Consider the following 26,350-nt stretch of genomic DNA (forward strand, 5'->3'; position numbering starts at 1 on the left):
TTATCGACTTATCGACAGAAAGGGCGAGTGAGAAGCCCCAGCGGGCCGGTGGTGTACCAGCGGCGGTTGCCGCGACTGCGGGCGTCGCGGCCGACGGCCTGGGTAAGGCGGTCAAGAATAATCGCCAGGATCACGATCCCCACGCCGCCGACGGTGGCCAGGCCCATATCCAGGCGACCAATGCCGCGCAGCACCATCTGGCCAAGACCGCCGACGGCGATCATCGAGGCGATCACCACCATCGACAGGGCCAGCATCAGCGTCTGGTTAACCCCGGCCATAATGGTGGGCATCGCCAGCGGCAGCTGAACTTTAAACAGCAGCTGTCGCGGGCTGGCGCCAAATGAGCGCGACGCTTCGATCAGATCCGCAGGCACCTGGTTTATCCCGAGGATGGTCAGACGGACGATGGGCGGCAGGGCGAAGATAATCGTCACCACCACGCCGGGCACGTTGCCGATGCCGAACAGCATTACGATCGGCACCAGGTAGACGAAGGCCGGCGTGGTCTGCATGGCATCCAGCAGTGGGCGGATAATTTTCGCCGCCCGCGGACTGCGCGCCAGCCAGATCCCCAGCGGCAGGCCGATGATCATGCAGAACAGCAGGGCGGTGAGGACCAGCGCCAGGGTGACCATCGCCTGCGACCACGCGCCGATGGCGCCAATGGCAATCAGCGATACCAGGGTGGCGACCCCCATGCCGAGGCTGGAGATCTGCCAGGCGATCAGCGCGAAGACGATAATCGCCACTGGCGCCGGCATTCCCAACAGCAGCTGCTGAAAGGCGCTGAGAATGTAGTCGATCGGCACGCGGATCCCCTGGAACAGCGGACGGAAGTGCAGCACGATCCAGTCGATGGCGTGGGTCACCCAGCTGTCGAGCGGGATCAGGGTCTTATGGAACGGATCCATGATATTGAACTGTTCCGGCTGCGGCGCCGGGGCGCTGTGCAGCCAGTCGGCGCCGCCGCCATTGGTCGGCGCGGCAGTAGAAGCGCCACCCCAGGCGTCTGCAGCCTGGGCGGCGTTGTCGGTTGCCGGGGCGCTGTCCCACGGATTGGTTTGATCAGCCATGATTCACCCCCTCGCGATCTAAAGCCTGGAGCAACATTCGTTTGGAAATGATGCCAATATATTGTTGTTCTTCATCCACCACCGGGACGGCGCACGGGGCGTGGCCGACGTGGGAGAGCAGATCGCTGAGCGGCGTTTGCGCCTCCACCGCCAGCGGGGCGTCAATCAGCGCCGCCTCGATCCCCTGGCCGGCGCTGAGCGCGGTTTTCAGAGAATCGATCGACACAATCCCGACAAAGCGATTACCACGCTCGATGACATAGCCATATTCCCGGTCTTCATCCTGTAATAATTTCAGCGCTGAGCGGGGGCCAAAACCTGGTGTTTTACGAATCAGGCCGACCGGACTACGACGGGCAATATCTTTGGCGCTGAAGACCTGGCTAATATCGACGCCGCGGAAGAAGGTGCGGACATAATCATTGGCCGGATTATTCAATATTTCATCCGGAGTACCGACTTGGACCACTTCGCCATTTTGCATAATGGCGATACGATCGCCAATTCGCATGGCTTCATCAAGGTCATGGGAAATAAAGACAATGGTACGCTGATGCTTAGCCTGTAATTTGATCAGCTCATCCTGCATTTCGGTGCGAATGAGCGGATCGAGCGCGGAGAAGGCTTCATCCATTAACAGAATTTCGGGATTAATCGCCAGAGCGCGGGCTAAACCGACGCGCTGACGCATCCCGCCAGAGAGTTCATCCGGCCAGGCGTGGGCGTAATTCTCCAGCCCCACCTGCCGCAGCGCTTCCCGCGCTTTTTGCTCTCGCTCAGCGGCCGGGACGCCGGCAAGCGCCATGCCAAACGCCGTGTTGTCGAGCACGCTCATGTGCGGCATCAGTGCAAAGGATTGAAAAACCATCGCAATTTTTTTACGACGCACCTCGCGCAGCTCGGCGTCCGACATTTTCGCGATATCGACCCCGTCAATCAGCACCTGGCCGCGGGTGGGTTCAATCAGGCGATTGAGAAGGCGAACCATGGTGGATTTCCCCGAACCGGAGAGCCCCATGATGACGAATATCTCGCCTTCTTCAATGGCCAGACTGGCGTTTTTGACGCCAAGCGACAGCCCCGTTTTTTCCAGTATTTGCGCTTTGTTGAGTCCTTTCTCAATATATTTGAAAGCACGGTGAGGGTGCTCGCCAAATATCTTATAAAGATTTTTAATTTCTAATTTAATTGCCATGCAATAGAGAAGTTCCTGTTATTTGTTTATTGCGATACGGTACCCAATGGTGATTATGATCTTTTTACACCCTAACATACTCAGATTCTGTGACAACCCTTAATGACAAACTCTCGGCAAAATGGAGTGAGGGACATGGCGGCGCAGCCCCCGTGATATAAGGGCTGAGCGGTAATTTGTTGTGGGTAATATTTTTTGATTATCTCTGGATAATTCGACTGAAATAGACCAGTTTTCTGCTAAATATGACGGGATGATGACGGTTAGGCCATGGAGAGAATATTTGACAGATGAACCCACTTTTCTGCGAAATAGATCACCAGGAATTCGGTCGCGATATTCCTGGTGAAAGTACGGTTAAAAGTCCCAGTCGTCGTCGGCGGTCTCTTCCATTTTTCCTATCACGTAGGAGGAGCCAGAACCGGAGAAAAAGTCGTGGTTTTCATCGGCGTTGGGCGACAGCGCCGCGAGGATCGCTGGATTAACCGCCGCCATCTCCGCCGGGAACAGCGCCTCGTAGCCGAGGTTCATCAGCGCTTTGTTGGCGTTGTAGCACAGGAAAGCGCTAACGTCGTCGAACCAGCCGCTCTCGCCGTACAGTTCCCGGCTGTAGGCCAGCTCGTTGTCGTAAAGATCCATCAGCAGATCGAGGGCGAAATTTTTCAATTCTTCGCGCTTGCCGGGGCTGACGATCTCCAGTCCTTTCTGATATTTGTAGCCGATGTAATAGCCATGCACCGCTTCATCGCGAATGATCAGGCGGATCAGATCCGCGGTGTTGGTCAGTTTTCCCCGGCTGGAGAAGTACATCGGCAGCCAGAAGCCGGAGTAGAAGAGAAAGGATTCGAGGAACACGCTGGCGATTTTTTTCTTCAGCGGCTCGTCGGCCTGATAGTAGCCCAGCATCAGCTGCGCCTTGCGCTGCAGGGGCTCACAGCTTTCGCTCCAGGCGAAGGCGGCATCCACCTCCTTGCTGTGGCACAGCGTGGAAAAGATGGAGCTGTAAGAGCGAGCATGAACCGCTTCCATAAAGCTGATGTTCGACAGCACCGCCTCCTCATGCGGGGTCAGGGCGTCCGCCATCAGCGCCGGCGCGCCGATGGTGTTCTGAATGGTGTCGAGCAGGGTCAGCCCGGTAAAAACGCGAATGGTCAACTGCTGCTCCGCCGCGCTGAGGGTTTGCCAGGCGGGAATGTCGTTCGACAGCGGCACTTTCTCCGGCAGCCAGAAGTTGCTGGTGAGACGGTTCCACACCTCCAGATCTTTATCGTCATCGATGCGGTTCCAGTTGATCGCGCTGACGCGCGTTAAATGAGTCATCCTGATCTCCTTACAGCGCGCAGGACACGCAGCCTTCAATTTCAGTGCCTTCCAGCGCCAGCTGGCGCAGTCGGATGTAGTAGAGCGTCTTAATGCCTTTCTTCCAGGCGTAGATCTGCGCCTTGTTGATATCGCGGGTGGTGGCGGTATCGGGGAAGAACAGGGTCAGCGACAGCCCCTGATCGACGTGGCGCGTCGCCTCGGCGTAGGTGTCGATGATTTTCTGGGGCCCTATCTCGTAGGCATCCTGATAGAGGGTCAGATTGTCGTTATTCATAAACGGCGCGGGGTAGTACACCCGTCCGGTTTTCCCCTCTTTGCGGATCTCAATCTTCGAGACGATCGGGTGAATGCTGGAGGTGGCATGGTTGATGTACGAGATCGAGCCGGTGGGCGGCACCGCCTGCAGATAGCGGTTGTAAATGCCATAGCGCATGACGTCGTCGCGCAGCTGGCGCCAGCTTTCCCGGTCGGGCAGGGAGATGCCGGCGCGGGCGAACAGCGCGCGGACCCGTGCGGTTTTCGGCTGCCACTCCTCATGCAGATATTTGTCGAAGTACTCCCCGCTGGCGTAGCGCGACTGCTCGAAGCCGGCGAAGCGCTGACCGCGCTCGCGAGCCAACAGCATCGAGGTGTGCAGCGCGTGCCAGGTCACGGTGTAAAAGTAGATATTGGTGAAGTCCAGCCCCTCCGGGCTGCCGTAGGCAATGCCTTCCCGCGCCAGGTAACCGTGCAGATTCATCTGCCCCAGGCCGATGGCGTGGGAGGCCGCGTTGCCGGCCGCCACGGAAGGGACCGACTGAATGTGGCTCATGTCGGACACGGCGGTCAGGGCGCGCACCGCGGTGGCGATTGTGCGGCCGAAATCCGGTGAGTCCATGGTATGGGCGATATTCAGCGAGCCGAGGTTGCAGGAGATATCTTCCCCGATATGGGCATAGCTGAGGTCTTCATTATAGGCGGACGGCGTACTGACCTGCAGGATCTCGGAACACAGATTGCTCATGGTGACCCGCCCGGCCACTGGACTGGCGCGGTTCACGGTGTCTTCAAACATGATGTACGGGTAGCCGGATTCAAACTGGATCTCCGCCAGGCGCTGGAACAGGTCGCGGGCGCGGATCCAGCGTTTGCCCACCCGCTCGTCGGCCACCAGCTGCGGATAGAGGTCGCCGATGGCGCAGTCGGCGAAGGGTTTGCCGTACAGCCGTTCGACATCATACGGCGAGAACAGCGCCATCTGCGCGTCTTCTTTCGCCAGCTGGAAAGTGATATCAGGGATCACCACCCCCAGCGACAAGGTTTTGATGCGGATTTTCTCATCGGCATTTTCACGCCGGGTATCAAGGAAGCGCAAAATATCCGGATGGTGCGCGTGCAGCCAGACCGCCCCCGCCCCCTGGCGGGCACCGAGCTGGTTGGCATAGGAGAAGGCATCCTCCAGCATCTTCATCACCGGCACCACGCCGGAGGACTGGTTTTCGATGCGCTTGATCGGCGCCCCGGCCTCGCGCAGGTTAGAGAGTAAAAAGGCCACGCCGCCGCCGCGCTTCGACAGCTGCAGCGCCGAGTTCACCGCCCGGCCGATGGACTCCATATTATCCTCAATGCGCAGCAGGAAGCAGGAGATCAGCTCTCCGCGCTGCTGTTTGCCGGCGTTGAGGAAGGTGGGGGTAGCCGGCTGGAAGCGGCCGCTGAGTATCTCCTCCGTCAGCTGCCGCGCCTGCTGTTCATCGCCCCGGGCCAGCGTCAGGGCCACCATTACGCTGCGTTCGGCGAAATCCTCGAGGTAATGTTTGCCATCAAAGCTCTTCAGCGCGTAGCTGGTGTAGAACTTCCAGGCCCCGAGGAAGGTCTGGAAGCGAAACGCGGCGCGCCGGGCATGGTCGAACAACGCCAACACAAACCCGCGGTCATAGCCGGCCAGCACCTGCGGATCGTAATAGCCCTCGCGGACGAGCCAGCTGAGTTTATCCTCCTGGCTGGCAAAGGCGAGGGTGTTGGGCTGAACCTGGGTCGCCATAAAGGCCTCAACCGCCTGGCGATCTTTCTCAAACGGGATGCGACCCTCGCTGTCGTATAAGTTCAGCATTGCATTGAGGGCGTGAAAATCCACGGCGGCGGTTATACGTTCTGCGGTTGTCGTTGCCAAAATTCGCTGACTCCTTTGCGTACGTTATCGATATCGTCGGGGGTTCCCATCAGCTCGAAGCGGTAGAGATAGGGCACGGCGCACTTCTGCGCGATGACATCCCCGGCGCGCCCCCAGGCGTCGCCAAAGTTGCGATTGCCGGCGGCAATCACCCCGCGGATCAGTCGACGGTTATGTACGTCGTTTAAAAAGCGGATCGCCTGACGCGGCACGGCGCCGGCGGTGCCGCCGCCGCCATAGCTGGGAACGATGAGAATGTAGGGCTCGTCTACCTGCAGATGTTCACGCTCGTTCAGAGGGATGCGCACCGCCGGCAGCCCCAGGCGCTGCACAAAGCGATGGGTGTTCTCCGAACGGCTGGAGAAGTAGACGATGAGGCTCATGCGCTGGCCGCCGCGACGGAGGGACGCAGGCGATTGATCATATCCGGGCGGAAGCCGCTCCAGCGCAGGTCGCCGGCGATCACCACCGGCAGCTGGCGAAATCCCTGCTCGCGCAGGATGTCGGCGGCATCCGGCTGTTGGTCGACGTTGACCATTTCAAAGGCCAGTCCCCGGCTCTCCATGGCTCGCCGGGTGGCATGGCACTGCACGCAGTCATTTCGAGTGTAAATAATAATGCGCATGATTCGTATTTCCATTTAAGATAACAGCACGGCGCTAAACGTAGCGTCGAACGTTGTGGGCCATTCAATAAGGAAATACTAGATGTAGTTATTTAAAACTTCAACCACTCAATATATAGCGTTTTTAGCAAAGAATTCCCCCTCCGGGATGGCCAGGCGGAGGAGGGGGAAGGTTGCGCGAAACTACAGACGCATGGCGACGGCGAGGCGGTTAAAGGCGTTCATCAGGCTGATAGCGAAGGTGAGATCGCTTATCTGACGCGGGGTAAAATGTTCGCGCAGCGGCAGGTAAACCTCATCTTCCGCATGGCTGGCGGCGATGTCGGTGACCGACTCGGCCCACGCCAGTGCCGCGCGTTCGGCAGGGGTAAAATGGTCGCTCACCCGCCAGCCGGCCAGGGCATCCAGTTTGCTCTGCGCCATGCCGCCCTTGCGCAGCGCCTGGCTGTGCTTCTCAAGGCAGAAGGCGCAGCCGTTGATCTGCGACACGCGTAAATAGACCAGCTCCACCAGGGCGCTGCCCAGTTCGCTTTTCTCCAGCGCGAGGCTGGCCTGCACCAGCCCTTTATAGACTTCCGGGCTTAGTTCACTGAATGGCTGACGTAATTGGCTCATGGTGTTCTCCTCTCTAAGACGGCAGCCAAAATAGCACTATAATGGACTGCAAAAGATAGCCATATTGTGATGAAAAAAGCAGACCATAATGGAAGCCAGCCACCTCCCTCTCTATCAGCGTATTGCCCGCCAGCTGAAATCCGCCATTGAACGGGGCGAACTGGCTCCGGGCAGCCGTCTGCCCGCCAGCCGGGTGTTTGCCCAGGAGCAGGGCGTCTCCCGGGCAACCATCGAAAACGCCTGGGGCGAACTGGTCGCTCAGGGCTGGCTCGAGCGACGCGGGCAGGCGGGAACCTTTGTCAGCGAACGGCTCAGTCCGCGCCAGCTGGCGCCGGTAATGCCAGCGCAACCTGCCGCGCCGGCGGAGCCGTTGCCGTTTCAGATGGGGCTCCCGGCGCTGGATCTCTTTCCGCGCGGGCTGTGGGCGCGGGTGATGGGGCGCCGGCTGCGCACGCAGTCGCGGTTCGATCTGGCGCCCGGCGATCCCGGCGGCGACCCGCTTCTGCGTCAGGCGATCGTCGACTATCTGCGCCTGTCGCGCAGTATCGACTGTCAGCCGGAGCAGGTGCTGATCGCCGGCAACTATGCCACCGCTATGAACCTGATCCTGCGTACTCTGGCACAGCCGGGGCAGCATATGTGGATGGAAGATCCGGGATATCCCTTTATCCGCCCGGTGGTCGAGGCCGGGCAACTGGTGGTGGATGCGATCCCGGTGGACGACGAGGGGATGGATATCGCCTGGGGCCAGCGCCATCATCCGCAGGCGCGGTTTGCCCTGCTCACCCCGGCGCATCAGAGTCCGCTGGGCGTGGCGCTGTCGCTGCCCCGGCGTCGCCAGCTGTTGGCATGGGCCGCGGAGCGTGACGCATGGATCATTGAGGACGATTACGATAGCGAGTTTCGCTATCGCGGCAAACCGCTGCCGCCGCTGAAAAGCCTTGATGCGCCCCAGCGGGTCATCTACGCGGGCACCTTCAGCAAGTCGATGTTTCCGGCGCTGCGCACCGCCTGGCTGGTGGTGCCGAGCGCGCTGGCGGCGCGCTTTCAGCAGACCGTGGAGCGCCAGCCCTGTACGGTTCCCACCCTGTGGCAGCAGACGCTGGCGGATTTTATCCAGCAGGGCCATTTCTGGCGTCATCTGAAAAAAATGCGCGCCAGCTACAGCCAGCGCAGGCAGTGGCTGGAGTCTGCTCTGCAGGCGCAGGGCTTTCAGGTTACGCCGCAGCAAGGGGGGATTCAGCTGGTCATGCCGGTTAGCGGCGACGATCGCCTGTTGGCCCAACGGGCGGTGGCGGCCGGGCTGGCGGTACAGGCGTTGAGCGACTGGCGGATGCGCCATACCGGCGAGGGGGGATTACTGATGAGTTTTACCAATATTCGCTCGCCGGCAATGGCTGGCGCGCTGGCCCGGCGGCTGGGGGAGGCGATCAGCGTCGGCGTCACACCCGATGGTGCGTAAAAAACCCCTGCGGCCAGAGGCGCGCAGGGGCTGACGCGTATTTGTTATCTTCATTGCTTTCCGTGAAGCTGGCGGGCTTCCGCACGCTGATCGCGCGGCGGCAGCAAACGCTATAGCTATTATCGACGTAAATTGAGCAATACGCCAATAAATACCCCGACGGCGGCGGCGGCGCCCACGCTGTGCCACGGTTTATTGCGCACGTAGGTATCGGCGCAGCCCAGCGCATCACATGCTGCCTGGCGCGCATCCAGCGCCGCCTGCTGCACCCGGTTGTGGCCATTAATGCGGGCGCGGGTCTCTTTTAACAGCGACTGCGCTTTGGCACGCGCCGCTTCCGCTTCCTCTTTCGCGTCACTGCCCCACGATTTCAGCACCTCTTCCAGCGTGTCCGCTAATTGGCTGACATCGTTATGAATATCTTCGGCGTTCTCGTCAAAATTGTTGCGGTTCACATGGTTAGCCATCGTTATCTCCCTTAATTCCATCGAGTGAGTAAGTGTAGGACAAGATTTTGAATTATGCTTACTGCTGTGGTTTCTGGAATATTCCGAAAGCACTGCCCTTAATGAATAAGGTAAGGTCAATGTGCGGTAAAAGATAACGAGGAATCAGTATGTATTTAAGACCCGATGAGGTGGCGCGTGTTCTTGAAAAAGCCGGCTTCACCATGGATGTTGTGACGCAAAAAGCGTACGGCTATCGCCGCGGCGATAATTATGTTTATGTGAACCGCGAAGCGCGCATGGGGCGAACAGCGTTAGTTATTCATCCGGCGTTAAAAGAGCGCAGCAATATGCTGGCTGAACCGGCTTCAGATATCAAAACCTGCGACCATTATGAACAGTTTCCGCTGTATTTAGCCGGGGATGCGCAGCAGCATTATGGAATTCCGCACGGATTTAGCTCACGCATGGCGCTTGAGCGTTTTCTGAATGGGCTATTTGGCGAAGCTCAGCCGGCCATGTCGACGAATTAATTCGCTGGATAAAGGCCCGGGCGAAGTCGGCTGGCGGGAGGAAGCGACTGGCAGAGCCAGTCGCTGTTAACGGGTCGGTCAGGCTTTTGCCTGCTGGTAGGGAGCCACGCGGAACAGGCGGCGGCAATAGTCGAGGAAGTAGCCGTAAGCGGCGCCCATCATCATCGATACCGCCAGGTTCGAGCTCACCGCAGCGACAATCTGGTGCCAGTCCGCACCCACGCTCCACAGAATGGCGACATATACCGGCGACTGAAAGGTCACGTAGGCCAGCACGTCGGCCATATTTTTCATCCAGCCGGCGGGAGTGATGCGCCGGGCCTGACGCATGGCGAAATCGCGATAAATCCCGTAAGGAACAGCAATAATAATGTTGACCGGGATCGCCACCAGGCGCGACGATAACGACTGCTCAAACGTCATACCAGAGAGAAAAATTTCGATCATCATGTTGACGACGGTGCAGTAAACCACCATCGCAAAGGTGTCTGCAACCGCATGCCGCAAGCGGGAGTGCGCAGAGAACATCGGAGTGCTCCTCGAAAATGAAGTCAAGAACGCCGAAAAATGCGCGTTGGTATAGCGTTTTTGGGCTGTCTGTTTTGATGTGCGTAGAGTATATCTCTGCATTAAAAGTGGCAACTAGCTATAAATTTTTATTTATTGCCTTTTTGTCGATAAAATACTCTGCGACGGTTGGTTTTCTGCCCGTTACGCTACTTTTATTGCTTATTTTGTTAAATGTGTTTTATTTCATATGGTTATGTTGTTTTTTGCCGTGATGTTTGACCCACGATTCGGCGTCTGAGCACTCGCCGTGGCGCAAAATCGCGTTAGCCTGTGATGAGTGTCTCGTTTAGATGTTTTTATGCCATTATGCCGGTTTTTGTGGTGGAAAATTCTAAAATGCCGAGTGGCGTTTTATTCTGAATGGCCGAGTAACTATTCATTAGGTTGGGCTGAGAGGGCCAGCGCATCCGCCGACGATAAGAGGATAAGCCGCTGACCATAAAGGTAATATCGCCTGCTGAATATATTTTCCTATCTCACTATCCGCCGCTTTTATTTATTCATGGTCTCGTTGGCCCGCGCTGGCGAAAAAGAATCGGGGATTTTCCGATATAGGGCAGGCGGAAGAGATTTACTCTCTGCATAATATATTTATCTGGACAACCGCAGGCTGGAAATAAATAAACGTTTCTATTACACTTGCCGCGTTGTGTCTTTTAATTTGCTATTTGGAATTTTTTAATTTTATGTCTTCAATGTTACACAAACTGAATAATATCCGTTCACTGCGCGCGCTGTCCCGTGAATTCTCCATTGACGTGCTTGAAGAGATGCTGGAAAAGCTCAGGATCGTCACTGAAGAAATACGTACGCAACAGCAGCTGGCGGCACAGCAGCAAGCGGAATATCAGGAAAAAGTGAATACCTGGCTTGAGCTGATGCGCGCCGACGGTATTTCTCCTGACGAGCTGGTGGCCGATATTCAGCCGCCGATGGCGGGCGGTAAAAAGCGGAAACCGCGCCCGGCGAAATATCGTTATACCGATCATACCGGCGCCGAGAAAACCTGGACCGGCCAGGGAAGAATGCCGAAGCCGATTGCCCAGGCGGTCGCCGAGGGGAAATCGCTGGACAGCTTTTTAATTTAAAACCGATTCGGCCAGCGCCACGACGGCGGGGAAGACCCACCGCCCGGCCTGGCCTTATGACCTGCAGCGAGGGAGCTTCAGCAGACGCCGAAGTCTCCCTCTTCCTGATATCGCGTCACCTCGTCTGACTTCAGCGTATAGCGTTCTCCCTGCTCCTGAGCGGCCTGAACCACCACCAGATCCTCGCCCTGCACTTCGATCACTTTCAGTTTTGGCCCGCCCGCACGCGGTTGCACCAGATCGCCGACAGAAAACATCATTCACTCCTCACTGTTAATACTACGTATGAACCTAAACCATAGCTCAACGCCCGTTCACTGAACACCGGGTGTGCTGTTTTTTGTTAAAACAATTTGGAGGTATATGTATTAGAGTTGTTAATGTTTTGCTGGCGCCATACCGCTGCTGAGAAGGGGGGACGGCGAGGGTAGGGTTACCACCAATCAGGTCAGGAAAGACACCATGAAGTATATCATTCTGTTGATCATTGTTATTGCTGTACTGTATGTCCATTACCGCGGACGGGTGCGCTATCGTTTCTGGCGACAGCTCTCCGACCATTCCACATTTACCGCGCCGCTGAATGGATTTATGTATTTATTTTCCCGCGTACCGAATACGCCTTATCTGCGCCCGGAGATGTTTCCCGAGCTGGCGATATTGCAGCAGAACTGGCTGGTTATTCGCGAAGAAGGGATCCGCCTCCAGCAACTGGAGCAGATTAAAGCGGCCGATAAATATAATGACGCCGGATTTAACTCATTTTTTAAAACCGGCTGGAAACGCTTTTATCTGAAATGGTATGAGGATGCCCATCCTTCCGCCAGCCAGCTTTGTCCGCAAACTACCGCGCTGCTGCGGGATATCCCGTCGGTAAAAGCGGCTATGTTTGCCACCCTGCCGGACGGCAGCCGTCTGCCGCGCCATCGCGACCCCTACGCCGGTTCCCTGCGCTTTCATCTTGGCCTGGCGACGCCGAACGATGACCGCTGCTTTATCGAGGTGGATGGTCAGCGCTACAGCTGGCGCGACGGGGAAGGCGTGCTGTTTGACGAGACCTATATCCACTATGCAGAAAATACCAGCGGTGAGAATCGACTGATTCTGTTCTGCGATATTGAACGGCCGATGCGCTACCGCTGGGCGCAGAAGGTCAACCACTGGCTGGGGCGCTATCTGATGAGCGCCGCCTCGGCGCCCAACGACGCCAGCGATCGCACCGGCGGAATTAACCGGGCATTTCGCTATATCTACCAGATCCGTATTGTCGGCAAGCGGCTGAAAAAATGGAATAAGACGGTCTATTACATCGTCAAATGGCTGCTTTTCGGCGGCATTGCCTGGCTTATCTGGAGTGCGTTTTAACTCCCCTGGCGCCGGTTCCACGGCATGATCGCCAGCAGGCGCGCCATGCCGCAAAAGCCGGTCACCCCGGCGAAAGTGAGCCCGGCGCCGACCGCGCCGCTGAGCAGGAAAAAGCCGCCGTTCACGGTATAGCCCAGCAGCACCCCCAGTAAAATCAGAACGCCAGCGGCAATTTGCACCTGACGCATCAGCGGCAGCGGTTGCGATTTATCTTCCTCAACCGGGAGCCCCGCTGCTTTCCACGCCTGAATCCCACCCGCCAGCAGGCTGACCTGCGCCGGCGCGGCAGCGGCGGCCAGACGAATGGCGTTATTCTGCGTCCGGGAGCCGGCCTGGCAATGAAAGATCACGCGCTCGCCGGCCCGGGCGTTTAGGGTCGCGCCGCCGTTCAGGGCGGCGAGCGGCACCAGCTCGGCATCGGGAATATGTTCGCGCGCGTATTCATCCGCATCGCGGATATCTATCAGTCTCGCGCCTTGGGCAATCTGCGCCCGGGCTTCGGCAGGGGTTAAGGTGGCGATGGTCATAGGCTCCTCACGGGCAATAGAGCGTTTTCAGCGTGTTGATCACCTGCTGTACTGCAGGATGGGTGATGAAATAGTGGATACGCTGAGCGTCGCGTTCGCTGTCGATCAGCCCCTCGTCACGCATCCGCGCGAGATGCTGCGAGGTGGCGGAAGGGCTCAGGCCGGTGGCGCGGGCGAGTTCACCGGCGCTGGCCCGCGGCGCGTCGCACAGCATGCACAGGATCAGCAATCGGTGAGGATTGCTCATCGCTTTCATTAGCGTGGCGGCTTCTCCGGCGCGGGCCTGCAGATCTTCAGGTGTGGTCATGTATTTTAGATTTTTCTAAATTTAGATAACTCTAAAATAAAAAGACCGCCAGCGCCAGCACATTTTCCCGTGACTCAGGCCGGAACGGCGAGATCGGCTATCTGCGCCCGGGCGCTGGCGATCCCGGCGTCGCGACCGTGCGGGCGGTTATCCAGCCCTTCGGCATAGATAAACTCCACCTCATGGATCCCCATCAGCCCCAGCACCGCGCGCAGATAGGGGGTGACGGCGTCGGTGCTTTCGCCCTGGTGAATACCGCCGCGGCTGCTGACGACCACCGCCCGGACGCCCTCGACCAGCCCCTGCGGCCAGCTGTCGGTGTAGCGAAAGGTTTCCCGCGCCCGCGCCACGAGGTCGAACCATTTCTTCAGGTCGGTCGGGACGTTGAGGTTATACATCGGGGCGCCGATCACCAGCAGGTCGCTGGCTTTTAACTCGGCGATAAGCTGGTCGGAGAGCGCAACCGCCGCGCGGATGGCCGGCTGCGGATCCGCCGCCCCGCGCAGGGCGGCGAACAGCGCGCCATCCAGCGTCGGCAGCGCCATGGCGCTGAGATCGTGTTCGCGGATCCGATCGGGGTGACCCGCCGCCTGGCGCGCCGCGAGAAATTCGTTAATCAGCTGATTGGTCAGGGACGTTTCGCCATTAATGCTGGATTTTAATACCAGAACGTTAGCCATGATAAGTGCCTCAGGTAAAGGGTAGAGGCAGAGACTAACACTGTCTTTTTTCTCTCTGGAGTGACATTATTTTCCGCTATTGTATCCCATAAGGAACCAATCTGTGCGCGACGATCTGAACGCGATCCCGGTGTTTGTCACGGTGGTCGAGAGCGGTAACTTTGCCAGCGCGGCGACGATCCTCCACGTCACGCGATCGGCGGTGGGGAAAACCATTGCCCGGCTGGAGGCGCGTCTCGGCGTGGCGCTATTCCAGCGCACCACCCGCAGGCAACTGCTGACGGAAGAGGGAGAGCAATTTTATCACCAGTGTCGGGAGGCGCTGGGTCGCATTCGCGAGGCCGAAGAAGCGCTGCAGCGCGGCAAAGGCGAGGTGCAGGGACGGCTGCGGATTTCGCTGCCGGTGCTGTTTGGCCAGCGCTGCGTGGCGCCGCTGCTGTTCCGCCTGAGTCAGCGCTATCCACTGCTGAAGCTCGAGCTCCACTACAGCGACCGGCAGGTCAATTTGCTGGAAGAGGGGTTTGATCTCGCGGTGCGTATCGGGAGCCTGGCCGATACCGGGTCGCTACGGGCGCGGGCGCTGGGGGAGCATGGCATGGTGCTGTGCGCGGCGGCGGAGTACCTGCGCCGCCAGCCGGCGCCGCAGACCATCGCCGGGCTGAGCGAGCACCGCACCCTCGGCTATCTGCATAACGGTCAGCTGCAAAAATGGCAACTTTACGACCCGCAGCAGGGCGAAGTGCGCTTCACCCCGGAGGCGTGGCTGGTGCAGGATGACTTTGCCGCCATCGCCGCCGCGGCGCAGCAGGGAATGGGCATCGCCTGGCTGCCGGACTGGCTGGTGGCGCAGGCGCTCGCCGACGGGACGCTGCAGCAGGTTCTGGCGCCCAGCGACCGTGTGCGTTTCGCTATCCACGCGGTGTGGCCGGAAGGGCCGTGGCTGCCGCAAAAAACGCGGGTGGCGATCGATGCCCTGCGGGAAGGACTGCGCCTTGCTAAAAGCACACCGCCCAGCGGTTAAGGGTATCTTAAGGCGTCCGGGCGATAATGACAGAAAGATGACGACTGAGAGCTATCGCCATGAACGCCCTGGAAACCCTGAATCAATCTGTTTTTTTCGCGCTTAACGCGCAGCCTGGCGCCGCGGATGGCCTGCTGTCGCTGGCCAGTTTTTGCGCCAATGGCATTGTGTTTATGATGCCGACGATCGCGCTCGGCCTGTGGTTTCTCGGTGGCCGTGAGGGACATCGTCAGGCGCTGTTTATGACCCTGGCCGTGATCATTTCCCTCGGGCTGGGGATGGTGTGCGGGACGCTCTGGTTCCATCCGCGGCCGTTTATGATCCCCCTCGGCCATACCTGGATAAGCCATCCGGCGGATAACAGCTTTCCCAGCGATCACGGTACGGTAATGTTCAGTGCTGCGTTTGCGCTGCTGTCTCTGCGCCTGCGGGCGCTTGGCCTGCTGATGCTGCTGGCCGCGCTGCCGGTGGCCTGGTCGCGGATCTATCTTGGGGTGCATTTTCCGCTGGATATGGTGGGCGCGGCCCTGGTCGCCGTCGGTGGGGTCATCGTGGCGAAGCGAGTCTGGCAGGCGGTCGGCCCACGACTGGTGCTGCTGTGCGAGGCCGTCAGCCGGCGGATGTTCTCCTGGCTGCCGGCGCGCTTTACGCCATAGTCTCAGCGGCGTGGCCGTCCGGCACGGGCGGCGCGACGGTATAACGTGCTGCGGGCGATACCCAACATCTGCGCCGCCCGGCTGACGTTGCCGTTGACTCTGGCGAGGGTATCGACAATCAACTGCTCGTCATGGGCCTGCAATCCCCCGCGCGGCAGCGGCGCAGGCGCGGTGCGATATGTCTCCGGCAGCGCATCGGGCGTTAATGTGTCGCCCTCATCGGCGAGGGCCAGCATCACCTTCAGGACGCTCTGCAGCTGGCGTACGTTTCCCGGCCACGGCAGCTGGCTGAGGTGGGTCAGCAGCGCGGTGGACAGCGTCACCCGGCGCGAAGCGCCGCCCAGGTCGCGCCACAGGGTGGCGATAAAGGTTTCCAGCGCTGGCCACTCGCGCAGCGGAGGCAGCGCCAGGGCATACTCCCGCAGGCGCCACAGTAGATCTTCGCGGAATTCGCCGGCACTGACCCGCTGGGTCAGGTTGCGGTGCGTGGCGCAGATCAAGGCGAAGTTCACCGGCACGCTGCGGCTGGCGCCCAGCGGCGCCACCTCTTTCTCCTGCAGTACCCGCAGAAGGCGGGTCTGCAGCGCCAGCGGCATATCGCCGATCTCATCAAGAAACAGCACCCCGCCCTCGGCTTCGCGGATTTTGCCGATATAGCCATTTTTACTGGCGCCGGTAAACGCCCCCGGCTGGTAGCCGAAAAGCTCGGACTCGATCAGCGATTCCGGGATGGCGGCGCAGTTAATGGCGACGAATTTACCGCTGCGCCAGCGGCTGTGCTGGTGCAGCGTGCGGCTGACATACTCTTTGCCGCTGCCGGTTTCCCCCTCAATACAGAGCGCGATGCCGGCGTTAAGCAGCCGGAGCAGCTTTTCGCCTTCCCGCGGGCTGGTGAAGGGGAGCTGCATGGCCGGCGGGGCGCTCACCGCCACCCGGCGGCGGGTGGGCTCGCGCAGGCGATAGTGATAGCGACCCTGCGGGGTGGTCAGCGGCAGGGGAACGCTGACCGCCGTTTGCGTCAGCGTCGGAAAAAGCGACGCAAAGGTGAGCTGGCCAAACTGCGCCGCGCTCAGGCCGAACTCGCGCATCGCCAGCCGGTTGCCGGCGGTGAGGACGTTATCGGAAAAGACCAGCAGCAGCTCCTCGACGCTGTCGAGCTTGTCCACCTGCCGGTGCAGGCTCATCAGCCACTGCTCAGGATGCAGGCTCTGCTTCACCCACAGATACTCAATCTGCTTTGCCGCTGCTTTCACCCAGCCAAAGGTATGCTGGTGGGGAAAATCCGCCGGGCCGGAGATATCCAGCACGCCGGCGATACTTCCGTCCGGCCGCTGGAGCGGCATCGCCGCGCAGTACAGATTCTGGTTGCGGGTGAGAAAGTGCTGACGGCCATCGATTTCGCAGCCGTCGTCAATCGCCAGCGCGGTGCCGATGGCGTTGGTCCCACGCCCGCTTTCGCTCCACAGATTGCCGGGCGCCAGCGCCACGCGCTGCGCCTTTTGCATCGCCTGGGTATCGCCGACGGTGTGCAGCACCAGACCGCCGGGGTCGGAGAGGATCACCACCGACTGCAGGTCCGCCACCTGGCGCGACAGGGCTTCCACCACCGGCTGCGCCAACTGCTGCAGGCTGCGGTGGCTGGCGAGTCGATCCGCCAGCTCGCCGGCGTCGAGGCGGGGAAAATCCTCGGTAGCGGGATCCAGACCGTAGCGCTGGCAGCGAGACCATGAATCGCTCAGCAGGGGATTGGCGTTAACCTCTGGTGCGAGAAGAAAGGGATTGCCTGGCACAGGGCACCTCTGGGTCGATGTTGCTGTGTTGCAATATTGTAGCTATTTGGTTTATTTGGTGTTGCGATTTGCAACACATAAGTGGAAACCCGTGCAACAGTGGCTGACCATCTGCCCAGTTAGTGAAGGCAACCTATTAATAAATAAAAAGATTTAAAGTAAATAAAAAACTGGCATAACCCCTGCAAAGTGAGAAGCGTTCGGCGGCAAGTTTAAAAAATCAATATGCCGCTGCGTCTCAACCCTACAGAAGGAGATTTGCGATGCGTTATGCACACCCTGGCCAGCCCGGCGCCCTGGTTTCATTTAAATCCGCTTACGGCAACTTTATTGACGGTAAATTTGTCGAGCCGCTGAGCGGTGAATTCTTTATGAATACCTCCCCGGTAGACGGCAGCAACATTGCGCAGTTTCCCCGGTCGGATGCCAGAGACATTGACTTCGCCCTCGACGCCGCCCACCGTGCGGCGCCGGCGTGGGGCAAAACCTCAGTGCAGCAGCGCTCCCGGCTGCTGCTGCAGGTCGCCGATCGTATTGAACAGCATCTGGAATATCTGGCGGTGGCGGAGAGCTGGGACAACGGGAAACCGATCCGCGAAACGCTGAACGCCGACCTGCCGCTGGCGGTGGATCATTTTCGCTACTTCGCCGGCTGCCTGCGCGCCCAGGAGGGGAGTACCGCCGAGATTGATGAAACCACGGTAGCTTACCATTTCCATGAACCGCTGGGGGTTGTCGGTCAGATTATCCCGTGGAACTTCCCGCTGCTGATGGCCGCGTGGAAGCTGGCCCCGGCCCTGGCGGCGGGTAACTGCGTGGTGCTCAAGCCGGCGGAACAGACGCCGCTGAGTATTACTCTGCTGCTGGAGCTGATAGGCGATCTGTTCCCGGCCGGGGTGCTGAACGTGGTGCAGGGTTTCGGCAAAGAGGCGGGCGAGGCGCTGGCCACCAGCAAACGTATCGCCAAGCTGGCATTTACTGGCTCCACGCCGGTCGGGCGGCATATTCTCGCCTGCGCGGCGGAGAATATTATCCCCTGCACCGTCGAGCTGGGGGGCAAATCGCCCAATATCTACTTCGCCGATGTGATGGAGGGAGAAGAGGAGTTTATTGAGAAGGCGGTGGAGGGGCTGGTGCTCGGCTTCTTCAACCAGGGTGAGGTTTGTACCTGCCCGTCGCGGGCGCTGATCCATGAATCCATCTATGAGCCCTTTATGGCGCGGGTCATGGAGAAGGTGGCGCAGATCCGCCGCGGCGATCCGTTAGATACCGACACCATGATCGGCGCCCAGGCTTCCCGCCAGCAGTTCGACAAGATCCTCTCCTATATTCAGATTGCCCGGGAAGAGGGCGGCCAAATCCTGACAGGCGGCGAGCGGGCGGCTATCGCGCCGGCGCTGGATAATGGTTTTTATATTCAGCCCACGCTAATTAAAGGCCGCAACGATATGCGCTCCTTCCAGGAGGAGATCTTTGGGCCGGTGATCGGGGTGACCACCTTTAAGGACGAAGCGGAAGCGCTGGCTATCGCCAATGAGACCCAGTTTGGCCTCGGCGCTGGGGTGTGGACGCGCGATACCAACCTCGCCTATCGCATGGGCCGCGGCATAAAAGCGGGTCGCGTATGGACCAACTGCTATCATGTCTATCCGGCGCACGCGGCGTTCGGCGGCTATAAACAGTCCGGCGTCGGGCGGGAAACGCACAAGATGGCGCTGGATGCCTACCAGCAAACCAAAAACCTGCTGGTGAGCTACGGCACCGCGCCGCTGGGCCTGTTCTGAACTCCATCTCATTTCTGATTGATCCCCAGTCCGCAATCCATTCGGGTTGCGGATTTTTTTTACTTCAAAATAACCCCATGCAAACGATGGGTTTGTATCGGCGGCAACGGCAATATATTCACATCACTGATATAACTACTTTCACTTGAAAATAAAAACACTTCCAGAACAAGAAATTATCGGATGGGGCTGACTGTCTTAGCGTCGTTTGTGTAGAAATGATGAATATTAATACCAGGAAAATTCCTAATTTTTTGGTGCTGCCCGGCAAGCGCACAATAAAACAAGACGACTTTTTGAACACTTATCTTTAAATTTGTTAATGGAATTGATCTGTTGTTGTTTAAAGGTATTTTAATTTCTTTTGTATAGATATGTAAATTAACATTGAAAAGCCATTTCAAAAATTAACTTTATGGCGAATACAGTTGTTAACCTACAATTAACATTTACTCAGGTTGCCTTTTGATACTTCGGGTAATATATTTATTTCGCACATCAAAATAACTCTTTTTTCTTCTGCTTGTCCTTCATGGCCATCTGTTGGCGAAATAAAGCAGAGTGGAGAGAACGTGTGCCTACTATCCTGCGGAAGGAACGCAATGAACATTTACAGGGAGGAGCTGACGAGCCGTTTCGCGATAGCTATGGAGCTATTGGCGATGATGGAAAATATATTCGTTAACGATGAGATAAATAATGAAAAAACAACCTCGCTTTATCACCATTCTCATAGGGGCGCTGCTTTCTGGCGTCGCCTTCCAGGCTACTGCGGCCAATACCATTAATCCAAACTCGGGCACCAGCGCGCAAGGCGCCGGCGGGCAGATCACCTTCAATGGGTCGATCACCGACAGCTCTTGCAACGTTGATAGTAATTCTTCCGGCCAGCCGGTGGATCTGGGCAAATGGGCCAGCAACTATTTTACCGGCACCGGCGCCGAAACCACGAAAACTCCTTTCCATATCAAAGTGAAAGATTGCCCGGCCAGCGTGACTACCGTCGCCGTGCTGTTTGACGGCGCGCGTGAACAGACGGATACCTCCCTGCTGGCCATCAACGGCGGCGGCGCCAAAGGCGTAGCCATTAAGCTGTATGAGCACGATCAGACGACGGCGGTCAGCCTCGGTAAAACGACCACAAAACAAACGGTCACTCCGGGTTCCAGCGGCGGCACCGGCACTGCCGACCTCGAGTTTTACGCCGACTATGTCTCCACCGCGGCGACCGTGACGGCAGGTAAAGCCGACGGTACGGCTAATTTCAATATGATTTATAACTAATCATATTGCACGTTATTCAGAGTCAGTTCATTGCGTCCTGATTAATTGCAGATAGCTAAAGAGATAATTGTCATGAAGTCATGAAATATATTCGTGACGGTATAGTTGTTTTTGCTAATTATCCCGACGGGTACTGGCTCTGTTATTTACTGCTTTATTTTATTGTCTGTTCAACCTTTGCCTGATGGTAAGTCATGATGAAGAAAATAATTGCCGTTGCGGCCTTTCTGCTGTGCTCCACGGCAGCGCAGGCCGGTATTGTCATGGGTGGAACCCGTGTGATTTATCAGGAAGGGAAGCGTGAAGCTGCTATTTCAGTCACTAATGCCGATACCCATACGCCCTATCTGGTGCAGTCATGGGTGGAAAATTACGCGGAAAACGATAAGGCCAGGGCGCCCTTCATTGTCACACCGCCCTTGTTCCGTCTCGATCCGGAGCAAAATAACGTCCTGCGCATTAACTTTATTGGCGCCTCGTTGCCCAGCGACCGTGAATCGGTCTACTGGCTGAACGTCAAAAGTATCGCCCCGACGCCCCAGGGCGAGGTGAACAAGCTGCAGGTCAATATTAAGTCGAAATTCAAAATCTTCTATCGCCCCAACGGCCTGGCTGGCGACCCGGCGAAAGCCTGGCAGCAGCTGAAGTTTAGCCAGTCCGGCGGTCATCTGACGGTGGCAAACCCCACTCCCTATTTTGTCTCTTTTTATTCCGTCGCGGTGGGCGGGCAGGCAATTGACGACCCTGGCATGGTGGCCCCCTTCGGTCAGAAAACGTGGTCGGTGAGCGGGCACGGCACCGTCAAATGGCAGGCGATTAACGACTACGGCGGCGTCAGCGATTTCGCCCAGCAGTAATTCCCCTTTGTAATGAGCTTACCGGACGGCGCCAGCATGAAAAGAATAACAACAGCCAGGGTGCGGGAGTATGCCGCGTTGCCCGTCACCGCCGGACGGGCGCTGGCGCTGGCGACGCTGCCGACGATGATCTGTTGTCTCAGCCCGCTGAGCCGGGCGCTGGCTGACGACTATTTTGACCCGGCGGCGCTGGAGTTTGCCGACCCGCAGCAGCAAACCTCCGATCTGCACTACTTTGCCAAACCCGGCGGACAGCAGCCGGGGACTTACCCTGTCACCGTGGTGGTTAACGACCAGGAGCTGGGCCAGGCCGATATTACGTTTGTTGACGATGGCGGGAAGCTGCAGCCGGTGCTGACGCCCGGGCAGCTGGCGGAGTATGGGGTTAACGTTAGCGCGTTTCCGGCTTTTCAAACGCTGCATGAGGGTGAGACCTTCACCCGGATCGAGAAGTTTATTCCCGACGCCAGCAGCCGCTTCACCTTCGCTAACCAGCGCCTGACGCTGAGTATTCCCCAGGCGGCGATGAACGTGCAAAGCCGCGGCTATGTCGATCCCTCGCGTTGGGACGATGGCGTGCCGGCCGCGTTTGTCGATTACTACTTTTCCGGCGCGCAAATCAAGAACGCCGATGACGGGGAGAGCAGCCGCTCAAACTATCTCAATTTACGCAGCGGCGTGAACCTGGGCGCCTGGCGGCTGCGCAACGTCTCCTCAATGCAGTACGACCAGCAGCGCCGACACTGGGATTCACAGAGTACCTGGCTGCAGCGCGACGTCCGCTCGCTGAAGAGTCTGCTGCGGATCGGCGATACTTACACCACCGGCGACGTGTTTGACAGCATCCCGTTTCGCGGCGTACAGCTGATGTCTGACGATGAGATGCTCCCGGACAGCCAGCGTGGCTTTGCCCCCACCATTCGCGGCGTGGCGCACAGCAATGCCAAAGTGACCGTCTCCCAGCACGGATATGTGATTTACGAAACCTTTGTATCGCCGGGGGCGTTCGCCATCAGCGATCTTTACCCCACCTCGCAGAGCGGCGATCTGGAGGTGAAGGTGACTGAGAGCAATGGTTCGGTGCGCACCTTTACCCAACCCTATTCCGCCGTGCCGTATATGCTGCGCGAAGGGCGAGGCAAATTCAGCCTCAGCGCCGGCCGCTACCACTCCGGGGCGGATTCGGTGCGCTCGCCGGAATTCCTGCAGGGCACCCTGTTCTATGGTTTGTCGGCGGGATTTACCCTCTACGGCGGCACGCAGCTGGCCCAGGACTATCAGTCATGGGCGCTGGGCCTGGGCCGCGGCTTCGGCGAATTCGGATCGCTGGGAGGCGACGTCACCCAGGCCGTCACCCGTACCCCGTCGGGTAAGCGCTATGCGGGCCATTCGCTGCGCGCTCAGTATCAGAAAAATTTTGTCAGCTCGGGCACCGCATTCAGCCTCGCCAGCTATCGCTACTCCTCCAGCGGCTATTACGATTTTGCCGAAGCCAGCGCCCTGGAAAGCGCGCAGGGGCAGGTGGACAACCGGCGCCGACGGGAAGAGATCTCGGTGTCACAAAGCCTTGGTGATCTGGGGAGTCTGGCGGTTTCCGCCTGGTCGCAGGAATACTGGCACCGGCAGAGCCGGGATGAGACGGTACATCTCGGGTTCTACAGCGCCTGGAAAGGGATCTCCTGGGGTGTGGGCTATTACTACACCCGCGCCAGCGGTCAGCAAAAAAAAGATCGCTCCTGGTCTTTCAATATCAATATTCCGCTGGGTGGTCCGCTGTCCGACAGCGCGGTGAGCTACAACACCACCTCGGACAGCAATGGCTATACCTCGCAGCAGGTGTCGCTGTATGGCGCGGTGCCGTCGCGGCCGAACCTGTTCTACTCGGTTCAGCAGGGCTATGGCAATCAGGGACGAGGCAGCAATAGCAGCGCTGCTCTCGACTACCACGGCGGCTTCGGCAACGCCCAGCTTGGCTATCGCCATGACGCCGCCAGCAACCAGCTGACCTGGGGAGGCGCCGGCTCGGTGGTCGCGCATCCGCACGGGGTCACTTTCGGCCAGACGGTGGGCGAGAGCTTCGCCATCGTCCGCGCGCCGGGGGCCGCCGGGGTGGCGGTACAAAACGGCAACAATGTGCACACCGACTGGCGCGGCTATGCCGTGGTGCCGTCCCTCACCGCCTATCGGAAAAATGTCATTACCCTCGACACGGAGTCGATGGCGGATGATACCGACGTCGACCAGCAGGGGCAGACGGTGATCCCCAGCGGCGGCGCGGTGGTGATGGCCAACTACCGGACCCACATTGGCAACCGGGTGCTGTTTACCCTGCGCAATGCCCAGGGGCCGTTACCGTTTGGCGCCAGCGCGCAATTGGTCACGGCGGAGGAGAGCGGCAATGCGCCGGGCGGCATGGTGGCTGACGGCGGCCAGGTGTACCTCAGCGGTGTACCGCAGGAGGGGACCCTGGCGGTGAGCTGGGTCGTGAACAACCAGTCGCAGAGCTGCAGGCTGCATTTTCATCTTCCGGATAACCCACAGCAGAGTCTGAACACGGTGAAAACCGTCTCCGGACTGTGCCAGACACGCTGAGGCGGCTATGAAATCTGTTTTTCGTCTACTTCCTTTCCTCTTTCTGCTGACGCTGAGCGGTTATCTTCCCGGTGTGCGGGCGGAAACCTGCCGCGCGAATATCGGTCAGACCACGGTCAATATTCCCAATATCAAGTATTTACCCACGCTGCCGATCAATACCCAGATGACCAGCGCGATGGCGGATAACGGCAGTGGGATCCCTTTTTCCTGCGACCTGCAGCTGCCGACGGCGAGCGCCAAACGCATCGTCTATAAGCAGCTGAAAACCGGCGGCGCGCCGGTGGTGATTAACGGACAGCACGTCTACCCCAGCGCCATCGACGGCATCGGGTACTCGCTCAGCTTTCAGTGCGCGGGCGGCCCGATGCGCGCTATCGACGGCAGCCACTCCGCGGGCGGCGAGTCGGTGGTGGTGTGCGACAGCGCGATGCTCCCGGCGCTGATGACGCAGCAGCAAACCACGGTCAGGATCGCGGTGACCTTCTATAAAACCGGGACGGTGCAGCTGGCGGACGGGACGCATACTAACTCGCCGTCGCTGCCGCAGGTAGGGGAGATGACCATTGAGCAGCAGGCCAGCGGCAGCGCCAGCTATGTCGCCAGCGCGCCGGTCAGTATCGATATGGCTGCCCTGAACGTGGACATCGGCAGCAGCGGTAGCTGTCAGGTGACGACGTCGTCGATCCAGGTCACTCTGGGCACGGTAAACCGGGCGGAGTTTCACGGTAAAGGGAGCACCGGCGGCCAGGCGAAGCGCTTTTCGATCCCGGTGTTCTGTCCGACGCCGACCGACGTGCGCATCGGCTTTTTCGGCGTGAGCGTGGAGAGCGATACCCTGGCGCTGAGCCAGGTCAGCAACAGCGCCAGCGGCGTCGGCGTGAAGCTGACCTACGGCAATAACCCCGGCGCGGCGGTGCCCGACGGCACCAGCGTTAAGATCAATGAGGCCAGCAATCTGCCGATCCTGAAAAGGGTAACTGGCGCCAGCGCCGGGACCGCCGAGGCTATCAATTTTAACGCGCAGTATGTGCAAACCGACGCCACCGTGGCGGCGGGCACGGCCAACAGCATGGTGACCTTCGCCCTGGAGTATAACTAGCCTGGCCCCGTGGGCAGACTGCCCTGCAGCGGGATCGGCACTACCGCGCCGTAGTCGTCGATATAGTTCAACTGGTACAGGCGAGCGCTGTCGGTGGTCATTACGGTATGGCTGCTGTAGGGCCGGAGCATCACGTTTCTCATCAGCGAGAGGTGGCCTTTATTATCGATCAGCGCCCCGTTGACCAGGGTGATATGCAGTGGGCCTGAGTTCGTCAAGCGCAGGTTATTGCCGCTCTGCTGCCACTGCAGCTTTTGCACCTCTTTGACGAGGGTGGTGGCGATGGTGGGTGGACGATAAAACAGCTTCAGACGGGTGCGGACGACAAATTGCAGCGTATGATTGCCGCCGGCGGTCGGCGGCGTCTCCTGGATATTGACCCAGAACAGGCTTTCCCGATCGTCGGGCAGCCCGCTGCCGAGATAGATAAAGCGTAGTTGGGCGGATTGCTGCGGCGATAAATAGACCAGCGGCGGCGTCGCCACCATCGGTAGGCCGACGCGCGAGGCATTGAGCCCGGCGTCCAGCCAGATCTGCACTTTATAGGGGGTGCTGCTGCGGTTATTGATATTCAGGCTGGCGACTTTGTCTTTTCCTGAATAGATCACCCGTGAGGCATTAATGGTTATCCCGGCGCAGGCCTGAAAGGCCAATGCGCTGAGCAAAACAGCCACCTGAGTTTTCATGATCGCTTCCTTTACGTCGACGTTTCATCCCTGACCGGAAAGCTATTCCTGCATAATGGTAAACCGGGCCGTCGCGTTGCCGTCGCCAGGATCCATGTGGGCTTTATCCCAGGTGTAGTAGAAAGCTTTGAGCCTGAAGGTGCCGGAGCCGCCGTCCACCGGGATCTCAATGCGGGGATCGTGTTGCGGATCGATGCGTTCATCGAGGCTGAGCGGAGTGCCTGTACGGTCGGTGAGCAGAATTCCTACGTTGCCGGCTGGCTTGCCGCGGCCGTCGAGGGCCAGTACGCGATGTTCAGGCATGCCGGTGGGGGTGGGGCCATCCACCACAATATAGTAGGTGCCTTTCTCACAATCTTTGACGCGAATATCGACACCTACCGCCGGCCCGGTGCCAGACTGACTGTTTTTCAGCCGCGACAGCGGAATGTCGCCCATGCTGACGTTGATGACCCCGTTGTCGCCCGCTCCCTCAAGCTTGCATGCCCCGTTCACAACCTTACCGATAAAGTTCAGCGTGCCGTCTGCCGCGCCAACCGGGCCGGCAACCAGTCCGGCAACCAATGTCGCCAGACACAGCGAGATTAATTTCATTTTCTTTCCTTCTGTATTGCCGA

26 protein-coding genes and 1 pseudogene are annotated in these 26,350 nt (G+C 58.8%); 11 read left to right on the forward strand and 16 right to left on the reverse strand.

Annotation, left to right across the window (positions count from 1 at the left end; genetic code table 11):
* Nucleotides 1-8 precede the first annotated feature (8 nt).
* From proW to GT756_RS14935, 7 genes are all read right to left on the reverse strand, one after another.
* Nucleotides 9-1,076 carry a glycine betaine/L-proline ABC transporter permease ProW gene (gene proW, locus GT756_RS14905; protein ID WP_004205702.1) on the reverse strand — a complete coding sequence of 356 codons (1,068 nt, stop codon included), beginning with the start codon at nt 1,074-1,076 and terminating at the stop codon, nt 9-11.
* A complete protein-coding gene (proV, locus tag GT756_RS14910; RefSeq protein ID WP_080841364.1) occupies nt 1,069-2,271 on the reverse strand; it encodes a glycine betaine/L-proline ABC transporter ATP-binding protein ProV in 1,203 nt (400 codons plus the stop codon). The genes proW and proV overlap by 8 nt, the downstream gene beginning before the upstream one ends.
* 357 nt (nt 2,272-2,628) lie before the next feature.
* Nucleotides 2,629-3,591: a class 1b ribonucleoside-diphosphate reductase subunit beta gene (gene nrdF, locus GT756_RS14915; RefSeq protein WP_004205704.1), complete on the reverse strand. Its 963-nt coding sequence runs from the start codon at nt 3,589-3,591 to the stop codon at nt 2,629-2,631.
* Between the two features lie 10 nt (nt 3,592-3,601).
* A complete protein-coding gene (nrdE, locus tag GT756_RS14920; RefSeq protein ID WP_080847586.1) occupies nt 3,602-5,743 on the reverse strand; it encodes a class 1b ribonucleoside-diphosphate reductase subunit alpha in 2,142 nt (713 codons plus the stop codon).
* Nucleotides 5,716-6,126, reverse strand: a complete 411-nt coding sequence (gene nrdI, locus GT756_RS14925) for a class Ib ribonucleoside-diphosphate reductase assembly flavoprotein NrdI (RefSeq protein ID WP_004205706.1) — start codon at nt 6,124-6,126, stop codon at nt 5,716-5,718. Before nrdI ends, nrdE begins: the two co-directional genes overlap by 28 nt.
* Entirely contained in the window at nt 6,123-6,368 is a 246-nt protein-coding gene (nrdH, locus tag GT756_RS14930; protein ID WP_004205709.1) for a glutaredoxin-like protein NrdH, read from the reverse strand. Before nrdH ends, nrdI begins: the two co-directional genes overlap by 4 nt.
* 183 nt (nt 6,369-6,551) lie before the next feature.
* Nucleotides 6,552-6,983 (reverse strand): carboxymuconolactone decarboxylase family protein, encoded by a 432-nt coding sequence (locus GT756_RS14935; RefSeq protein ID WP_004205714.1) that lies wholly within the window; start codon nt 6,981-6,983, stop codon nt 6,552-6,554.
* An 88-nt stretch (nt 6,984-7,071) separates the two neighbouring features.
* On the opposite strand from GT756_RS14935, the gene GT756_RS14940 reads away from it, so the two are divergent.
* Nucleotides 7,072-8,445, forward strand: a complete 1,374-nt coding sequence (locus GT756_RS14940) for a PLP-dependent aminotransferase family protein (RefSeq protein WP_004205715.1) — start codon at nt 7,072-7,074, stop codon at nt 8,443-8,445.
* Between the two features lie 119 nt (nt 8,446-8,564).
* On the opposite strand, the gene GT756_RS14945 is transcribed toward GT756_RS14940, so the two are convergent.
* Nucleotides 8,565-8,912, reverse strand: coding sequence for a DUF883 family protein (locus tag GT756_RS14945; RefSeq protein ID WP_080847587.1), 348 nt, complete (start codon nt 8,910-8,912; stop codon nt 8,565-8,567).
* A 149-nt stretch (nt 8,913-9,061) separates the two neighbouring features.
* Between GT756_RS14945 and GT756_RS14950 the strand changes: the two genes are divergently transcribed.
* The gene (locus GT756_RS14950; RefSeq protein ID WP_002914291.1) at nt 9,062-9,424 is read left to right on the forward strand and encodes a DUF2002 family protein; all 363 of its coding nucleotides are present in this window, start codon (nt 9,062-9,064) and stop codon (nt 9,422-9,424) included.
* 78 nt (nt 9,425-9,502) lie between these two features.
* On the opposite strand, the gene alaE is transcribed toward GT756_RS14950, so the two are convergent.
* Nucleotides 9,503-9,952 (reverse strand): L-alanine exporter AlaE, encoded by a 450-nt coding sequence (alaE, locus tag GT756_RS14955; protein WP_004205719.1) that lies wholly within the window; start codon nt 9,950-9,952, stop codon nt 9,503-9,505.
* Nucleotides 9,953-10,680: 728 nt separating this feature from the next.
* Between alaE and stpA the strand changes: the two genes are divergently transcribed.
* Nucleotides 10,681-11,082 carry a DNA-binding protein StpA gene (gene stpA / locus GT756_RS14960; protein WP_023290746.1) on the forward strand — a complete coding sequence of 134 codons (402 nt, stop codon included), beginning with the start codon at nt 10,681-10,683 and terminating at the stop codon, nt 11,080-11,082.
* Between the two features lie 77 nt (nt 11,083-11,159).
* Here the strand turns inward: stpA and GT756_RS14965 are convergent, their stop codons facing one another.
* Nucleotides 11,160-11,339: a hypothetical protein gene (locus GT756_RS14965; protein WP_004205721.1), complete on the reverse strand. Its 180-nt coding sequence runs from the start codon at nt 11,337-11,339 to the stop codon at nt 11,160-11,162.
* Between the two features lie 205 nt (nt 11,340-11,544).
* Between GT756_RS14965 and lpxO the strand changes: the two genes are divergently transcribed.
* The gene (lpxO, locus tag GT756_RS14970; protein ID WP_004205722.1) at nt 11,545-12,447 is read left to right on the forward strand and encodes a lipid A hydroxylase LpxO; all 903 of its coding nucleotides are present in this window, start codon (nt 11,545-11,547) and stop codon (nt 12,445-12,447) included.
* Here the strand turns inward: lpxO and GT756_RS14975 are convergent.
* The 3 genes and pseudogenes from GT756_RS14975 to GT756_RS14985 all read right to left on the reverse strand — a co-directional run bounded on the left by GT756_RS14975 (nt 12,428) and on the right by GT756_RS14985 (nt 13,961).
* Nucleotides 12,428-12,974: pseudogene (locus tag GT756_RS14975) on the reverse strand (rhodanese family protein). The gene lpxO and the pseudogene GT756_RS14975 overlap by 20 nt on opposite strands.
* Nucleotides 12,975-12,981: 7 nt before the next feature.
* Nucleotides 12,982-13,281, reverse strand: a complete 300-nt coding sequence (locus GT756_RS14980; RefSeq protein ID WP_049115872.1) for a helix-turn-helix transcriptional regulator — start codon at nt 13,279-13,281, stop codon at nt 12,982-12,984.
* 74 nt (nt 13,282-13,355) lie between these two features.
* The gene (locus GT756_RS14985) at nt 13,356-13,961 is read right to left on the reverse strand and encodes an FMN-dependent NADH-azoreductase (RefSeq protein WP_004205724.1); all 606 of its coding nucleotides are present in this window, start codon (nt 13,959-13,961) and stop codon (nt 13,356-13,358) included.
* A gap of 103 nt (nt 13,962-14,064) precedes the next feature.
* Between GT756_RS14985 and GT756_RS14990 the strand changes: the two genes are divergently transcribed.
* The gene (locus GT756_RS14990; RefSeq protein WP_017900622.1) at nt 14,065-14,982 is read left to right on the forward strand and encodes a LysR family transcriptional regulator; all 918 of its coding nucleotides are present in this window, start codon (nt 14,065-14,067) and stop codon (nt 14,980-14,982) included.
* A 59-nt stretch (nt 14,983-15,041) separates the two neighbouring features.
* The gene (locus GT756_RS14995) at nt 15,042-15,638 is read left to right on the forward strand and encodes an undecaprenyl-diphosphatase (protein WP_004205726.1); all 597 of its coding nucleotides are present in this window, start codon (nt 15,042-15,044) and stop codon (nt 15,636-15,638) included.
* A 2-nt stretch (nt 15,639-15,640) separates the two neighbouring features.
* On the opposite strand, the gene GT756_RS15000 is transcribed toward GT756_RS14995, so the two are convergent.
* Entirely contained in the window at nt 15,641-17,428 is a 1,788-nt protein-coding gene (locus GT756_RS15000; RefSeq protein ID WP_004205727.1) for a sigma-54-dependent Fis family transcriptional regulator, read from the reverse strand.
* A 263-nt stretch (nt 17,429-17,691) separates the two neighbouring features.
* On the opposite strand from GT756_RS15000, the gene GT756_RS15005 reads away from it, so the two are divergent.
* The 5 genes from GT756_RS15005 to GT756_RS15025 all read left to right on the forward strand — a co-directional run bounded on the left by GT756_RS15005 (nt 17,692) and on the right by GT756_RS15025 (nt 25,047).
* On the forward strand, nt 17,692-19,212 hold the full coding sequence (locus GT756_RS15005; RefSeq protein ID WP_004205728.1) for an aldehyde dehydrogenase family protein: 1,521 nt from the start codon (nt 17,692-17,694) through the stop codon (nt 19,210-19,212).
* A 699-nt stretch (nt 19,213-19,911) separates the two neighbouring features.
* Nucleotides 19,912-20,496 carry a fimbrial protein gene (locus GT756_RS15010; protein ID WP_160124868.1) on the forward strand — a complete coding sequence of 195 codons (585 nt, stop codon included), beginning with the start codon at nt 19,912-19,914 and terminating at the stop codon, nt 20,494-20,496.
* 194 nt (nt 20,497-20,690) lie between these two features.
* Nucleotides 20,691-21,353: a molecular chaperone gene (locus tag GT756_RS15015; protein ID WP_160124869.1), complete on the forward strand. Its 663-nt coding sequence runs from the start codon at nt 20,691-20,693 to the stop codon at nt 21,351-21,353.
* A gap of 36 nt (nt 21,354-21,389) precedes the next feature.
* Nucleotides 21,390-23,945 carry a fimbria/pilus outer membrane usher protein gene (locus GT756_RS15020; protein ID WP_160124870.1) on the forward strand — a complete coding sequence of 852 codons (2,556 nt, stop codon included), beginning with the start codon at nt 21,390-21,392 and terminating at the stop codon, nt 23,943-23,945.
* 7 nt (nt 23,946-23,952) lie between these two features.
* On the forward strand, nt 23,953-25,047 hold the full coding sequence (locus GT756_RS15025; protein WP_032456492.1) for a fimbrial protein: 1,095 nt from the start codon (nt 23,953-23,955) through the stop codon (nt 25,045-25,047).
* Here GT756_RS15025 and GT756_RS15030 read toward each other — a convergent pair.
* Both GT756_RS15030 and GT756_RS15035 read right to left on the reverse strand, forming a co-directional pair.
* A complete protein-coding gene (locus tag GT756_RS15030; protein ID WP_094311703.1) occupies nt 25,044-25,733 on the reverse strand; it encodes a molecular chaperone in 690 nt (229 codons plus the stop codon). The two genes, GT756_RS15025 and GT756_RS15030, sit on opposite strands and share 4 nt — an antisense overlap.
* Before the next feature lie 42 nt (nt 25,734-25,775).
* Nucleotides 25,776-26,327 carry a fimbrial protein gene (locus tag GT756_RS15035; RefSeq protein ID WP_048295413.1) on the reverse strand — a complete coding sequence of 184 codons (552 nt, stop codon included), beginning with the start codon at nt 26,325-26,327 and terminating at the stop codon, nt 25,776-25,778.
* Nucleotides 26,328-26,350: the final 23 nt, after the last annotated feature.

Origin of the sequence: Klebsiella sp. Q2 (assembly GCF_009900705.1) — a bacterium.
In the GTDB taxonomy this organism is placed as follows: domain Bacteria; phylum Pseudomonadota; class Gammaproteobacteria; order Enterobacterales; family Enterobacteriaceae; genus Klebsiella; species Klebsiella quasipneumoniae.

Bases quoted from the DNA above. Each gene is read 5' to 3' on its own strand.
- GT756_RS14950 (WP_002914291.1), top strand. From the start codon at position 9,062: ATGTATTTAAGACCCGATGAGGTGGCGCGTGTTCTTGAAAAAGCCGGC.
- lpxO (WP_004205722.1), top strand. From the start codon at position 11,545: ATGAAGTATATCATTCTGTTGATCATTGTTATTGCTGTACTGTATGTC.
- GT756_RS14940 (WP_004205715.1), top strand. From the start codon at position 7,072: ATGGAAGCCAGCCACCTCCCTCTCTATCAGCGTATTGCCCGCCAGCTG.
- GT756_RS15030 (WP_094311703.1), bottom strand. From the start codon at position 25,733: ATGAAAACTCAGGTGGCTGTTTTGCTCAGCGCATTGGCCTTTCAGGCC.
- GT756_RS14965 (WP_004205721.1), bottom strand. From the start codon at position 11,339: ATGTTTTCTGTCGGCGATCTGGTGCAACCGCGTGCGGGCGGGCCAAAA.
- GT756_RS15020 (WP_160124870.1), top strand. From the start codon at position 21,390: ATGAAAAGAATAACAACAGCCAGGGTGCGGGAGTATGCCGCGTTGCCC.
- GT756_RS14980 (WP_049115872.1), bottom strand. From the start codon at position 13,281: ATGACCACACCTGAAGATCTGCAGGCCCGCGCCGGAGAAGCCGCCACG.
- GT756_RS15015 (WP_160124869.1), top strand. From the start codon at position 20,691: ATGATGAAGAAAATAATTGCCGTTGCGGCCTTTCTGCTGTGCTCCACG.
- GT756_RS14995 (WP_004205726.1), top strand. From the start codon at position 15,042: ATGAACGCCCTGGAAACCCTGAATCAATCTGTTTTTTTCGCGCTTAAC.
- GT756_RS14935 (WP_004205714.1), bottom strand. From the start codon at position 6,983: ATGAGCCAATTACGTCAGCCATTCAGTGAACTAAGCCCGGAAGTCTAT.
- GT756_RS15010 (WP_160124868.1), top strand. From the start codon at position 19,912: ATGAAAAAACAACCTCGCTTTATCACCATTCTCATAGGGGCGCTGCTT.
- nrdI (WP_004205706.1), bottom strand. From the start codon at position 6,126: ATGAGCCTCATCGTCTACTTCTCCAGCCGTTCGGAGAACACCCATCGC.
- proW (WP_004205702.1), bottom strand. From the start codon at position 1,076: ATGGCTGATCAAACCAATCCGTGGGACAGCGCCCCGGCAACCGACAAC.
- stpA (WP_023290746.1), top strand. From the start codon at position 10,681: ATGTCTTCAATGTTACACAAACTGAATAATATCCGTTCACTGCGCGCG.
- GT756_RS14945 (WP_080847587.1), bottom strand. From the start codon at position 8,912: ATGGCTAACCATGTGAACCGCAACAATTTTGACGAGAACGCCGAAGAT.
- GT756_RS15035 (WP_048295413.1), bottom strand. From the start codon at position 26,327: ATGAAATTAATCTCGCTGTGTCTGGCGACATTGGTTGCCGGACTGGTT.
- GT756_RS15005 (WP_004205728.1), top strand. From the start codon at position 17,692: ATGCGTTATGCACACCCTGGCCAGCCCGGCGCCCTGGTTTCATTTAAA.
- nrdF (WP_004205704.1), bottom strand. From the start codon at position 3,591: ATGACTCATTTAACGCGCGTCAGCGCGATCAACTGGAACCGCATCGAT.
- GT756_RS14985 (WP_004205724.1), bottom strand. From the start codon at position 13,961: ATGGCTAACGTTCTGGTATTAAAATCCAGCATTAATGGCGAAACGTCC.
- nrdH (WP_004205709.1), bottom strand. From the start codon at position 6,368: ATGCGCATTATTATTTACACTCGAAATGACTGCGTGCAGTGCCATGCC.
- GT756_RS15025 (WP_032456492.1), top strand. From the start codon at position 23,953: ATGAAATCTGTTTTTCGTCTACTTCCTTTCCTCTTTCTGCTGACGCTG.
- proV (WP_080841364.1), bottom strand. From the start codon at position 2,271: ATGGCAATTAAATTAGAAATTAAAAATCTTTATAAGATATTTGGCGAG.
- alaE (WP_004205719.1), bottom strand. From the start codon at position 9,952: ATGTTCTCTGCGCACTCCCGCTTGCGGCATGCGGTTGCAGACACCTTT.